Origin of the sequence: Verrucosispora sp. FIM060022 (assembly GCF_003977705.1) — a bacterium.
Classification (GTDB): Bacteria; Actinomycetota; Actinomycetes; order Mycobacteriales; family Micromonosporaceae; genus Micromonospora; species Micromonospora gifhornensis.
In genome coordinates this window covers 498,300-511,235 of the sequence record NZ_RQIV01000003.1, presented here as the reverse complement: position 1 = coordinate 511,235, position 12,936 = coordinate 498,300, and the positions used below count along the sequence as shown (strand labels likewise).

Here is a 12,936-nt window from a genome sequence, read left to right as displayed (position 1 = left end):
CCGGGGCGACCACCCTCCCCACCCCCTCACCTCCCCTTTGCTCTGCTTCAACCCACGCAACGGTTACTGTCCGCAAGCGTCGCCGTTCGTCTTCCGCAGTTGCTGCCGAATGTTGGCCCTGCTCAGGCGCTATTGCGTGGGTTGAAGCAGAGCAAAGGGGGAGCAGGTTGATAGGGGCGGTGCCTGGCGCGGATCACGGACGGTGACAATCCGATGGTCGATGCTCCGCGCGCCACCGCGATGGTCTCCGGAAGGTGCTGGCGCCGTCTCCCGGGGTGCGGGGGCGGGTCGTTCAGGGCAGGTCGCGGGCGTAGCAGACGGAGAGGGGTGCGCCCCGGTACGGGCCGAAGTTCTCGATGCGGTGGTAGCCCTCGCGTTCGTAGAAGCGCATCGCCTCGGGCTGGGCGGTGCCGGTCTCCAGCAGCAGGGTGCGTACGCCCGCCTCTCGGGCCTGGTGTTCCAGGGTGCGCAGGATGGCGACGGCGACGCCGGTGCCCCGGGCCGACGGGGTGACGTACATCCGTTTGATCTCGGCGGAGCCGGGGTCGAGCAGACGCAGCCCGCCGCAGCCGATGGCGGTGCCGTCGGCGTCGCGGGCGACGAGGAAGACGCTGACGCTCGCGGCGCTGGGTGGTTCCCCCGGCTCGTGGTTGTCGTTGCCGTAGCGGGCGTCGAGTTCGACGCGTTGCGCCTCGCGCAGCCGGGCCGCATCGGCCGAGTCCCACGCTTCGTGGTCGATGGAGACCATGCGACGTTCCTTCCCACCATGATTCCGTAACGAGCGTTACCGTAACGTACGCTACGGATCGGATCCAGCGCCGGGGAAGAGGTACGGATGGCCAGACGACGTGACCTCGTCGACCAGCAGCAACGTCTGTCGGCGGCGACCTGGTCGGTGTTGGCCGAGCGGGGACTGCCCGGCCTGACCCTGCGTGCGGTCGCCGAGCGGGCCGGCTGCACCACCGGCATGGTGCTGCACACCTTCGCCGACAAGCAGGCCCTGCTGGTGCACGCTCGCGAACTGTTGCATCGGCGTACCGGCCAGCGGGCCGACGCGGCTCAGGCCGCCGCAGACACACCCCGTGCCGCGCTGCGGGCCGTGCTGTGGCAGGCCGCGTCACCGACCGAGGAGAAGCGGGAGGAGGCGCGGGTGTGGCTGGGGTTCCTCGCCGCCGCGCTGGCCGACCCGGTCCTGGCCGACCTGCACCGGTCGTACAACCGTCGGTTCGTCGACCGGGTCGCCGCCCTGGTTGCCGCGGTCTGTCGCGACCGGCCGTCGGCCGACTGCCGCGCCACCGCGACCAGCCTGGTGGCGCTTGTCGAAGGGCTCAACGCGCTCGCGGCCGTCGACCCGGCCACCTACGGCGACCAGACCCAGCGCGCTGCGATCGACGCCGCCCTCGCCCGACTCTGAATTCTCGATCAGACCAGGGAAGGGCGAAATCGGGCCGGGCGACCAGACCTGATCGCGGCGACGGCGAGCTAGCGTGGTCGGGTGAGCAGATTTCCGGCAACTCCGGTCCCGCCACCCGATCTGCCCGGCACGCTCGGCGCGCTACGCGCCGCCGGATGCCGGTACCGCACAGTCAAGCAGGAACTGCGCGACAACCTGCTGGCCCGGCTGCGAGACGGCGGGCCGCGGTTCGCCGGCATCGTCGGGTACGACGACACAGTGCTGCCCGAGGTGGAACGGGCGCTGCTCGCCGGGCACGACATGGTGTTGCTCGGTGAGCGTGGCCAGGGCAAGACCCGGCTGATCCGATCCCTGGTGGCGCTGCTGGACGAGTGGACCCCGGTGATCGCCGGATCGGCGCTCAACGAGCATCCCCTGCATCCGATCACCCCGGCGTCCCGGGCGCTGGTCGCCGAGGCCGGCGACGACCTGCCGGTCGGCTGGCTGCACCGCTCGATGCGCTACGGCGAAAAGTTGGCCACCCCGGACACCAGTGTCGGTGACCTGATCGGTGACGTCGACCCGATCCGGCTGGCGCAGGGAAGGACTCTCGGCGACCCGGAGACGATCCACTTCGGTCTGGTGCCGCGTACCAACCGGGGTATTTTCGCCGTGAACGAGCTGCCCGACCTGGCCGAGCGGATCCAGGTGGCGTTGCTCAACGTGCTGGAGGAACGCGACATCCAGGTACGCGGCTACCAGTTGCGACTGCCGCTGGATCTGTTCCTGGTGGCCAGCGCCAACCCGGAGGACTACACCAACCGGGGGCGGATCATCACCCCGCTCAAGGACCGGTTCGGTGCCGAGATCCGTACCCACTATCCGACCGACCTGGAGTTGGAACTGGCGCTGATCCGGCAGGAGGCCGACCTGGTCGCCGAGGTGCCGGAGCACGTGCTGGAGGTGCTGGCCCGCTTCGCCCGCGCGGTGCGCGAGTCGCCGTCGGTGGATCCCCGCTCGGGGGTCTCCGCCCGGTTCGCCATCGCCGCCGCGGAGACCGTCGCCGCCGCCGCGCTGCGCCGCGCCAGCCTGCTCGCCGACGCCTCCACCGCCGAGCCCTTCCTTGCGCCGGAGGCGGTGGCGCGGGTGGGGGACGCGGTGTCGGTGACCTCCACGCTGCGCGGCAAGGTGGAGTTCGAGAGCGGTGAGGAGGGCCGGGAGATCGAGATCCTCGGTCATCTGCTGCGTACCGCCACGGCCGAGACCTTCCGGGCCCGGCTGGCCGGGCTGGACCTGTCCGGATTCACCACGCTGGTCGAGGACGGCAAGGCGATCGAGACCGGGGAACTGGTCCCGGCGACCGATCTGCTGCGTCAGGTGGGCACCGTACCCGGCCTGGCGAAGGTGCTCGACCGGCTCGGCGTCGGTGACGCGCCGAGCGCCGGGCAGGCCGCCGCTGCGGTCGAGTTCGTGCTGGAAGGGCTGCACCTGAGCCGCCGGCTGGGCAAGGACGTGACGGATTCGGGGCGCACCCGCTACGCCGGCCGGGACTGAGCATGGCCGGCAACCGGTTCCGGTACGGGCAGTGGCACGGCGGCCCCGACCCGCTGGCCCCGCCGTACGACGTGCAGGCCGCGGTGGACCAGGTCGGCCAGGAGGTGCTGGCCGGCGGCAGCCTGCGGCAAGCCCTGCGCGACCTGTTGCGCCGGGGCCTGCAGGGGCGCGGCGGGCTGGACGAGCTGACCGCCCGAGCCCGCCGACTGCGCCGGGAGATGCTGCGCCGGGGCGAGCTGGACGGCGCGGTGACCCGGGCCCGTGCCCTGCTCGACCAGGCCCTGGCGGCCGAGCGCGACGAGTTGGCCGGTCGGCAGGACGAGGCGGCCCGGTTCGCCGAGACGGAGCTGAACAACCTGCCTCGCTCCACCGCCCAGGCGGTGCGGGAACTCTCCGGCTACCAGTGGGCCAGCGACGAGGCCCGGCAGCTCTACCAGCGGATTCTCGACGGGCTGCGCGACGACGTGCTCGGCCAGCGGTTCGCCGGACTGCGCGAGTCGGCACAGTTGGCGGCCGACCCGGCCGTGCAGGAACGGCTCGCCGAGATGATGCAGGACCTCAACGCCCTCCTGGCCCGGCATGCGCGCGCCGAGGACACCACCGACGCGTTCGCCGAGTTCATGCGCCGGCACGGCGAGTTCTTCCCGGAACGACCGGGCAACGTCGACGAGCTGATCGAGTTGCTGGCCCGCCGGGCGGCGGCCGGGCAGCGGCTGATGAATTCGCTGTCGGAGCGCCAGCGTACGGAGCTCGCCGAACTGATGCGGCAGTCGCTGGGCGACCGGCTCGCCGGGGAACTGTCGGCGCTGGAGCAGAACCTGCGGTCGCTGCGGCCCGACCTGCGGTGGGCGCGCGGCGAGCGGACGCAGGGCGGCGAGCCCTTGAGCTACGGCGAGGCGACCGGGGTGCTCGACGAGGTGGCCGAGCTGGACGACCTGCTCGACCAGTTCGGTCAGGCGCATCCCGGGGCCACGTTGGACGACATCGACGTGGACGCGGTCGCCCGGACCCTGGGCCGTGACGCTGCTGCCGCCGTACGCCAGTTGCGTGAAATGGAGCGCGAGCTGCGCCGCCAGGGTTGGGTGACCCGCGACGCCGAGGGGTTGACGTTGAGCCCGAAAGCGCTGCGCCGCCTCGGCGGCACCGCGCTGCGTCAGGTCTTCGCCGAGCTGACCGCTGGCCCGCGCGGGCATCACGACCTGCGCTCGGCGGGGGCGGCCGGTGAGGTCAGCGGGGCTTCCCGCCCCTGGGAGTACGGCGACGAGCAGCCGCTGGACGTGGTGCGTACGCTCACCCGGGCGGTCGCCCGGGCCGGACCGGGTGTGCCGGTGCCGCTCGCGGTGACGGACTTCGAGGTGGTCGAGACCGAGCGGCGGGCCTCGGCGGCGGTGGCGCTCTGCGTGGACCTGTCGTACTCGATGATCTCGCAGGGCCGGTGGGGCCCGATGAAGCAGACGGCGCTCGCGCTGGCCCACCTGATGGCGACCCGGTTCCCGCAGGACGCGTTGCAGATCATCGGATTCGGTCGGGAGGCGGCGCCGCTGCGCCAGCAGGAGCTGGCGGCCGTGGAACCGGACATGGCTCAGGGCACCAATCTCCAACACGCGTTGCGGCTGGCCGGTCGGCACCTGCGTCGTCATCCGGACGCCGAGCCGGTGGTGCTGGTGGTCACCGACGGGGAACCCACCGCCCACCTGGATCCGGAGGACGGGGAGGCGGTGTTCTGCTGGCCGCCCCTGCGGGAGACGATCGAGGCGACCATCCGTGAGGTGGACCGGCTCGGCCGGTACGGAGCCACGCTGAACCTGTTCATGCTCGGTGACGACCCCGGGCTGCGCCGGTTCGTCGACGCGGTGGCCCGACGCAGCGGCGGCCGGGTGTTCACCCCCGACACCGAGGACCTCGGCGAGTACGTGGTCAGCGACTACCTGCGGGCCCGTCGCGGTCGGCGCTAGCGTCGTTTGTTAACAAGGGGCCCTTCCTCTACCGGAGGCGTTAACAAGGGGCCCTTCCTTTGAAGGTGCGGCGGTAGGCCGTCGGTGCGACGCCGACGCGCTGGTGCAGTTGCTGGCGGAGGGCGGCGGCGGTGCCGAAACCGCTGCGGCGGGCGACCTGGTCGATGCTCAGGTCGGTGCTCTCCAGCAGCAGCCGGGCGTGGTCGGTGCGCTCGCGCAGCAGCCACTGCGCCGGGCTGAGCCCGGTCTCGGCCCGGAACCGTCGGGTGAACGTGCGGACGCTCATCCGCGCCTGCTCGGCGAGGTCCCGCAGGCTGACCGACTCGTGCAGCCGCTGGCGGGCCCACTGGCGGGCCCCGGCGGTGCTGGTGTCCGGTGCCTGCGGCACCGGGCGTTCGATGTACTGGGCCTGTCCACCGTCGCGCCAGGGTGGCATCACGCACCGGCGGGCGGACTGGTTGGCGACCTGGCTGCCGTGGTCGGTGCGGACCACGTGCAGGCACAGGTCGATTCCGGCGGCCACCCCGGCGGAGGTGAGCACCGGGCCGTCGGCGACGAACAGCACGTCGGGGTCCAGGTCGACCTTCGGGTACAACTCACGGAACCGGTCCGTGTACGCCCAGTGGGTGGTGGCGCGGCGCTCGTCGAGCAGGCCGGCGGCGGCCAGCACGAACGCTCCGGTGCAGATGGACATGACCCGAACACCCCTGTCGTACGCGGCGCGCAGCGCCTCGATCACCTCGGGCTCGATCACGTCGCGTCGCCGGGTCGCGTCACCGTTCACCCCGGGCACGATCACCGTGTCGGCGTCCGCCAGCAACTCCAGGCCGTGGTCGGGCAGCACCTGGAAACCGGCCGTACTGCGCACCGGCCGACCGCCCGGGGTGCACGTGTCGACGGTGTAGAAATGCTGGTCGTCGGCGTTCCGCGCGGTGCGGAAGACCTGGGACGGGGTGCCCAGGTCCAGCCCGACCACCTGGTCGACGGCGAGGACGGCGATACGGTGCGGCGTCATGGCCCGATTATTGCGGAGGATGGCCTTTCGGCCACTCGTCCGTCCGGCCCGGTGGCCGCAGACTCTCCTGGTGAGTCGACCTGTCCGCCTGCACCCCGCCTGGATCGTCGCCGCCGTCGCCTTCGTCGCGCTTGTCGGTGCCGCCGGCTTCCGGGCCACCCCGTCGGTGCTGCTGCATCCGCTGCACGCCGAGTTCCGCTGGCCGCTGGCCACCATCTCCGCGGCCGTCTCGGTGAACCTGCTGCTCTACGGGCTGACCGCGCCCTTCGCCGCGGCGTTGATGGACCGCTTCGGCATCCGCCGGGTGGTGGCCGCCGCGCTGACGACGGTCGCCGCAGGTAGCGGGCTGACCGTGTTCATGACCGCGAGCTGGCAGCTCATCGCCTGCTGGGGGGTGCTGGTCGGGCTGGGCACCGGCTCGATGGCGCTGGCCTTCGTGGCCACCGTGACCGGGCGCTGGTTCGTGCATCGTCGGGGCCTGGTCACCGGCGTGCTCACCGCCGGCGGGGCGGCCGGTCAACTGGTCTTCCTGCCGCTGCTGGCGATGCTGGTCGGGGCGTACGGCTGGCGCTCGGCGGCACTTGTCGTCGCCGGGGCGGCGCTGCTTGTCGTACCGCTGGTGTTGCGCCTGTTGCGGGAGTATCCGGCGGATCTCGGGCTGCCCCCGTACGGCGCCAGCGAGATCGTCGAGCCGGTCCGGCCGACCGGTGGTGCCGCCGCCCGTGCCCTCGGCGCGCTGGCCCAGGCGGCCCGGACCCGGCCCTTCTGGCTGCTGGCCGCGGGTTTCGCGATCTGCGGCGCGACCACAAACGGTCTGGTCGGGACGCACTTCATCCCGGCCGCCCACGACCACGGCATGCCGCAGACCACCGCCGCCGGGCTGTTGGCGCTCGTCGGTCTCTTCGACATCGTCGGCACGATCGCCTCGGGCTGGCTCACCGACCGGTACGACCCTCGGCTGCTGCTGGGCGCCTACTACGCGCTGCGCGGCGGTTCGCTGCTGGTGCTGCCCGGCCTGTTCGCGGCCACCACCGAACCGAGCATGCTGGTCTTCGTCATCTTCTACGGCCTGGACTGGGTGGCCACCGTTCCGCCGACCGTGGCGCTGTGCCGGGAGTACTTCGGCCTCTCCGGCGCGGTGGTCTTCGGCTGGGTCTTCGCCGCACACCAGTTCGGTGCGGCAGTGGCCGCCATCGGGGCGGGACTGGTCCGCGACGAACTCGGCACGTACACCCTCGCCTGGCACGTGGCGGGAGCCCTGTCGGTGGGCGCGGCGGTGCTGTCGCTGATGCTGCTGCGCCGACGCGGTGCCGTCCTGATGGAACCGGCCCCGGTCGCGGTGGCCCCCAAGGCGTGGAGCTACCGGGACTGACCGGGTCGCCTCACCGCAGTGTCCAGCGCTGGGCCGGGTTGCCGTTGCAGGGGGCCTGGGTGACGTCGTCACCGGCGGCGGTGCCGCCACCGTGGACCTGGGCGCACTTGCCACTGTGCACGGCCACCAGCAGGATCGCGCCGCCGTCGACCGGCTGGAGACGCCACTGCTGGTTGACCTCGCCGTGGCAGCCGTACTGCAACAGCCGGGCGCCGTCGTCGCCGCTGCCCCCCTCGACGTCGAGGCACTGGTTGTACGCGGCGTTGGTCAGCGTCACCGTGTCCGGACCGTACCGGCTGACGATCCACCGCTGCTCCGGACCGCCGGTGCACACGGCCAACTCGGCGATCGCCCGCTCACCGGCACCGTCGAGGCCGAGGCACCGGCCCGAGCCGACGCCGGCGAACACCTTCGGGCCGACGAGCGGGTCAGGGGCGGCGCTGGAGGTGGCCGACGGGGTCGGCTCGGGCGCCTGGGTGGTGGGCGGTGGCTGCTCCTCGGTCGGGCTCGGCTCGGTCGAGGGTGCGCTGCTCACGGCCATGTTCGCCGCCGGTGGCGGGTCACCGTCGTCGAGGGCGCCGGTGGCGAACACCACCCCGGCCAGGATGCCGATCAGCCCGATCGCCAGCGCCGTGCCCAGCAGTGGGTCGCGGAGCAACCCGCCTCGGCGGGTGCCGTAGACGGTGCCCGGTCCATCGGTTTCCGACATGCCGGCATCCTGGTGCACGCCGGCCGGTTCGGGCCAGTCGCCCCCGGCCCGGGTGACTCAGTCGACGACCTGGACGTCCTTCCAGAAGGCGACCCGGTCGCGGACCATCTCCGCCTCCGGGAACGGCTCCGGGTAGTACCAGACCGCGTCGGCGCTGGTCCGGCCCGCGTGTTCGAGGGTGTAGTAGGAGGCGGTGCCCTTCCACGGGCAGACGGTGTGGGTGTCGGAGTCGCGGATCAGGTCCTCGCGGAGGGCGGCCCGGGGGAAGTAGTGGTTGCCCTCCACCACCACGGTGTCGTTGCTCTCGGCGATCACCAGGTCGTTCCAAACGGCTTTCGGCATGACCCCAACGCTATGCCCGCCGGAGGCCGGGCGGTATCGCGGAGACGGAGTATCCGAAATGCCCCTCATGGACATCCCAGGACGGCGTCGGAGCGTACAGTGATCCCATGCACGCCGTCCGTGATCATGACCTGGCGGTGGCCCAGCTGCGGCGGTCGTACGAGGCGGTGCCTCCGGGCCAGCCGGTGCGGCTGGCCAAGCGCACGTCAAACCTGTTCCGCCCGCGCAACGCTCCCCGCACTCCCGGGCTGGACGTCAGCGGGCTCGACGGGGTGCTGAGTGTCGACCCGGTCGCCCGCACCGCCGAGGTGCAGGGCATGTGCACCTACGAACGGCTGGTCGACGCGACCCTCGCGCACGGGCTGATGCCGTTGGTGGTGCCGCAGCTGCGCACCATCACCCTCGGCGGGGCGGTCACCGGGCTGGGCATCGAGTCGACCTCGTTCCGCAACGGCCTGCCGCACGAGTCGGTCATCGAGCTGGATGTGCTGACCGGTGCCGGCGAGGTGGTCAGCGCCCGGCGCGAGGGTGAGCACGCCGACCTGTTCGCGGCGTTCCCCAACTCGCTGGGCAGCCTCGGTTACGCCACCCGACTGCGCATCGAGCTGCAACCGGTGCGCCGTCACGTCGCGCTGCGCAACGTGCGGTTCACCGACCTGTCCGAGTTGACCGCCGCGATCGGCCAGATCACCGCCAGCCGCAGTTGGGACGGCGAGCCGGTCGACGCGTTGGACGGGGTGATGTTCAGCCCCGACGAGGCGTACCTGGTGCTGGGGACCTTCGCCGACGACGTGCCGGCGGTCTCCGACTACACCGGCCAGGACATCTACTACCGGTCACTGCGCCGACGTCAGCGCGACGCCCTGACCAGCTACGACTACCTGTGGCGGTGGGACACCGACTGGTTCTGGTGCTCGGCGGCGTTCGGGGTGCAGCATCCGGTGGTGCGGCGGCTGTGGCCGACGCGCTGGCGGCGCAGCGACGTCTACCACCGCATCGTGCGCCTGGAGCACCGGCACCAGGTGGCTGCCCGGATCGACCGCTGGCGCGGTCAGCCACCCCGGGAGCGGGTCGTGCAGGACGTGGAGATTCCGCTGGAGCGTACGGCGGAATTCCTGCACTGGTTCGCCGACCGGGTGCGGATGAGCCCGGTGTGGTTGTGTCCGCTGCGGTTGCGTGAGCCGACGGGCGCCGGATCGGCCCGGTCCTGGCCGCTGTATCCGCTACGGCCGGCGCAGGACTACGTCAACATCGGGTTCTGGGGAACTGTGCCGATCGCCGAGGGCGCCGCCGACGGCGACGTCAACCGTGAGATCGAGCGCGCGGTGTCGGAGGTGGGCGGGCACAAGTCGCTCTACTCCGACGCGTACTACGACCGGGATTCGTTCGACCGGCTCTACGGCGGCGACACGTGGCGTGCCGTGCGGGACCGGTACGACCCGGAGCATCGCCTCACCGGACTGTACGAAAAGGCGGTAGCACGAGCATGAGTCTGATTGATCGAGAGCAGGGCGCGACCGGGGCGTCCGCTACGCCGCCCCCGGGGTCCGGGCGGCGTGGGCCGACCGTGGCGGACGTCATCCGGGCGGTGACCGCAGGCCCCCTGCCGGTACGGGTCACCGGCTACGACGGCAGCGCCATCGGGCCGGCCGACTCCGGCATCACCCTGGCGATCCGCACCGAGCGAGGGCTGTCGTACCTGCTCACCGCCCCGGGCGATCTGGGCATGGCGCGGGCGTACGTCAGCGGGGATCTGGCCCTGGAGGGTGTGCACCCGGGTGACCCGTACGAAGCGTTGCGGGTGTTCAAGGACGAGCTGCGGGTGCGCCCACCGGCGCTGGCCGAGGGGCTGGCGCTGGTGCGCGGGCTGGGCTGGGAGCGGCTGCTGCCGCCGCCGGCCCCGCCGCAGGAGGCGTTGCCCCGCTGGAAGCGGGTGGTGGGCGGGTTGCGGCACTCGCGGACCCGCGACAGCAGCGCCATCTCGCACCACTACGACGTGTCGAACGCCTTTTACGAGAAGGTGCTCGGGCCGTCGATGACCTACACCTGCGCGGTGTACCGCAGTCCCGACGACACCCTGGAAGAGGCCCAGGCCAGCAAGTACGACCTGGTGGCGGGCAAATTGGCGCTGCGTCCGGGGATGCGGCTGCTGGACGTGGGCTGCGGCTGGGGCGGCATGGTCCGGCACGCGGCCCGCGAGTACGGCGTGAAGGCGCTCGGGGTGACGCTGTCCCGGGCGCAGGCGCAGTGGGCGCAGGCGGCGATCGAGCGCGAAGGGCTGACCGGGCTGGCCGAGGTGCGCCACCTGGACTACCGGGACGCCCCGCACGAGCAGTTCGACGCGGTCTCCTCGATCGGCCTGACCGAGCACATCGGGGTGCGCAACTATCCGGCGTACTTCGGGTTCCTGGCCGACCGGCTGCGGCCCGAGGGTCGCCTGCTCAACCACTGCATCACCCGGGCGGACAATCGGGCGCCGCACCGCTCCGGGGCGTTCATCGACAGGTACGTCTTCCCTGACGGTGAGCTGGCCGGGCCGGGTCGGGTGATCAGCGAGATCCACGACGTCGGGCTGGAGGTGCACCACGAGGAGAACCTGCGCCAGCACTACGCGCTGACGCTGGCTGCCTGGTGCCGCAACCTGGTGGAGCACTGGGATTTCTGCGTCGGCGAGGTGGGTGCCGGCACGGCCCGGGTGTGGGGGCTCTACATGGCCGGTTCGCGGTTGGCGTTCGAACGCAACGGCATCCAACTGCACCAGGTGGTGGCGACCCGCAACGGCCCCGACGGGGTGAACAGCTATCCCCTGCGCCCGGACTGGCTGGCCTGACCTCCTCTGGCCTCCTGACCCACTGACCTGCTGACCTACTGATCGACAGAGGCCGCGCCGGAATTGCCCGGCGCGGCCCTTTGTCGGATCGATTGACAAACAGATTTTGTACGTACAAGCTGGTTTTTGCGATGAGAGACGTCCTGTACCTGGAGCAGATCGAGCAGGCCGAGGTCCTGCTCAAGCCGCAGCGTGTCGAGGTGCTGCGGCAGTTGGCCGAGCCGCGCACCTGCACAGAGGTGGCCGCCCGACTGGAGCAGACGCCGCAGCGCGTCTACTACCACGTCAAGCAACTGGTCGCGGCCGGGCTGGTCGAGCAGGTCGACAAACGCAAGGTCCGAGGCATCACCGAGGGCATCTACCAGGCCGCCGCCCGGTCGTACTGGCTCTCGCCCCGGGTGGTGGGACGGATCGGCCTGCGTCGCACCCGCGACGAGCTGAGCCTGGGTTACCTGCTGGACCTGATGGAGGAGGTCCAGGCCGATGTCGCCGCCCTCGACCGCAGCGCACCCGAGCTGCCCTCGATCGGCGTCTCCGGCGAGATCCGGGTGCCGGCCGAGCGCCGGCAGGAGTTCCTGCACGACCTCCAGTCCGCGTTACAGGAGTTGTTCACCCGCTACGGCGGCACCGAAGGTGACGCCTTCAAGCTCGCCGTTGCCTGCTATCCGAAGGAGACCGACCGTGACTGAACCGATGAACATCGCCATACGCCTCGCCGCACCGATCGCGCGGGTGCGCCAGGCCCTGACCGATCCGGCCGAGCTGCGGATCTGGCTGGCCGAGCATGTTGAGGTCGACCTGCCGAAGCGGTACGAGTTCTGGGGTCGCTACACGCCCGAGGGCGACGCCCCACACCAGCGACTGCTGGACGTCGACGACGACCGGCTGCGTTTCGCCTGGTTACTCGACGGTGAGGAGACCACCACCGAGATCACTTTGCGCCCGGACGGGCCGGACGCCACCGTGCTGCACCTGTCGCAGACCCACTTCGACTTCAACGACGTCATCAACGGCACCAGCATCCGGGGCGTGCTCCAGACCTACTGGGCGCTGGCCACCGCCAACCTGAACGCCTATCTGGAAGGCAGCCCGCTGCTGCCGAAGACGGACTTCACCAGCACCGACTTCCGTGTGGAGATGTTCATCAACGCCCCGGCCGACAAGGTCTGGGAGTCGCTCACCGACTCGGAGCAGGCCACCGCCTGGTTCGGCTACCCGATCGGCATCGAGCCCTGGCTCGGCGGCCGGTACGCCATGGGTGGCCTCGATCAGGGCGACGCGGCCAAGATCGTTGACTTGGAGCCGGGGCGGCGGATGTCCGTCGACTGGAAAGCGCCAGGCGTGACGACCTGGGAACTGGCCGAGTCCGAGGGGAAGACGAGGCTCACCTTCGTACAGAGCGGCTTCGACGAGCAGAACCCGCCGTACGCCGCCTGGGCCGGCCTGGTCTCCGGCCTCGCCGAACTACGCCGCTACCACGAGATCCCCAACTGGCAACCCATCTGGATCCCCACGAACTAACTGCACCCACCCCCACCCCCACCCCCACCCCCGCCCACCCGTCCCGCCCCCGCCCGCCCTCCCCGCTCCCGTCCCCCACCTCCCTCACGCCGCCGACCCCGCCCCGCCCCGTCCCGCACCTGCCGCCCCGCCCCGCGCCGTCCCGCCCGGCCTGACCCGCTCCGCCCGCTCCGCCCGCTCCGCCCGCCCGCGCCCGCGATCTTGCACTTGTGGTCGGGGAATAAGGGGTGAAGGGTGCAGATCGG

At 71.6% G+C, this 12,936-nt stretch carries 12 protein-coding genes; 8 read left to right on the top strand and 4 right to left on the bottom strand.

Annotation, left to right across the window (positions count from 1 at the left end):
- Positions 1–292: 292 nt before the first annotated feature.
- A complete protein-coding gene (locus tag EG812_RS12865; RefSeq protein WP_126711672.1) occupies positions 293–748 on the bottom strand; it encodes a GNAT family N-acetyltransferase in 456 nt (151 codons plus the stop codon).
- Positions 749–835: 87 nt separating this feature from the next.
- Between EG812_RS12865 and EG812_RS12860 the strand changes: the two genes are divergently transcribed.
- The 3 genes from EG812_RS12860 (at position 836) to EG812_RS12850 (ending at position 4,902) form a co-directional block, all read left to right on the top strand.
- Positions 836–1,414, top strand: a complete 579-nt coding sequence (locus EG812_RS12860; RefSeq protein WP_126711671.1) for a TetR/AcrR family transcriptional regulator — start codon at positions 836–838, stop codon at positions 1,412–1,414.
- 81 nt (positions 1,415–1,495) lie between these two features.
- Positions 1,496–2,947: a magnesium chelatase ATPase subunit I gene (locus EG812_RS12855; RefSeq protein ID WP_013731760.1), complete on the top strand. Its 1,452-nt coding sequence runs from the start codon at positions 1,496–1,498 to the stop codon at positions 2,945–2,947.
- 2 nt (positions 2,948–2,949) lie between these two features.
- Complete coding sequence (locus EG812_RS12850) at positions 2,950–4,902, top strand: vWA domain-containing protein (protein WP_126711670.1); 1,953 nt, start codon at positions 2,950–2,952, stop codon at positions 4,900–4,902.
- A 40-nt stretch (positions 4,903–4,942) separates the two neighbouring features.
- Here EG812_RS12850 and EG812_RS12845 read toward each other — a convergent pair whose 3' ends face one another.
- On the bottom strand, positions 4,943–5,917 hold the full coding sequence (locus tag EG812_RS12845; RefSeq protein WP_126711669.1) for a GlxA family transcriptional regulator: 975 nt from the start codon (positions 5,915–5,917) through the stop codon (positions 4,943–4,945).
- 19 nt (positions 5,918–5,936) lie between these two features.
- Here EG812_RS12845 and EG812_RS12840 point away from each other — a divergent pair, with 19 nt between their 5' ends.
- The gene (locus EG812_RS12840) at positions 5,937–7,289 is read left to right on the top strand and encodes an MFS transporter (protein WP_431882627.1); all 1,353 of its coding nucleotides are present in this window, start codon (positions 5,937–5,939) and stop codon (positions 7,287–7,289) included.
- 10 nt (positions 7,290–7,299) lie between these two features.
- On the opposite strand, the gene EG812_RS12835 is transcribed toward EG812_RS12840, so the two are convergent.
- Both EG812_RS12835 and EG812_RS12830 read right to left on the bottom strand, forming a co-directional pair.
- Entirely contained in the window at positions 7,300–7,998 is a 699-nt protein-coding gene (locus EG812_RS12835; protein ID WP_126711667.1) for an RICIN domain-containing protein, read from the bottom strand.
- Positions 7,999–8,055: 57 nt separating this feature from the next.
- Positions 8,056–8,340 (bottom strand): DUF427 domain-containing protein, encoded by a 285-nt coding sequence (locus EG812_RS12830; protein WP_043719772.1) that lies wholly within the window; start codon positions 8,338–8,340, stop codon positions 8,056–8,058.
- A 107-nt stretch (positions 8,341–8,447) separates the two neighbouring features.
- Between EG812_RS12830 and EG812_RS12825 the strand changes: the two genes are divergently transcribed.
- The 4 genes from EG812_RS12825 to EG812_RS12810 all read left to right on the top strand — a co-directional run bounded on the left by EG812_RS12825 (position 8,448) and on the right by EG812_RS12810 (position 12,691).
- Positions 8,448–9,830, top strand: coding sequence for an FAD-binding oxidoreductase (locus tag EG812_RS12825; protein WP_126711666.1), 1,383 nt, complete (start codon positions 8,448–8,450; stop codon positions 9,828–9,830).
- On the top strand, positions 9,827–11,170 hold the full coding sequence (locus EG812_RS12820; protein WP_126711665.1) for a class I SAM-dependent methyltransferase: 1,344 nt from the start codon (positions 9,827–9,829) through the stop codon (positions 11,168–11,170). The genes EG812_RS12825 and EG812_RS12820 overlap by 4 nt, the downstream gene beginning before the upstream one ends.
- 131 nt (positions 11,171–11,301) lie before the next feature.
- Entirely contained in the window at positions 11,302–11,859 is a 558-nt protein-coding gene (locus tag EG812_RS12815; RefSeq protein ID WP_013731768.1) for a winged helix-turn-helix domain-containing protein, read from the top strand.
- The gene (locus EG812_RS12810; RefSeq protein WP_013731769.1) at positions 11,852–12,691 is read left to right on the top strand and encodes an SRPBCC family protein; all 840 of its coding nucleotides are present in this window, start codon (positions 11,852–11,854) and stop codon (positions 12,689–12,691) included. The genes EG812_RS12815 and EG812_RS12810 overlap by 8 nt, the downstream gene beginning before the upstream one ends.
- Positions 12,692–12,936 lie beyond the last annotated feature (245 nt).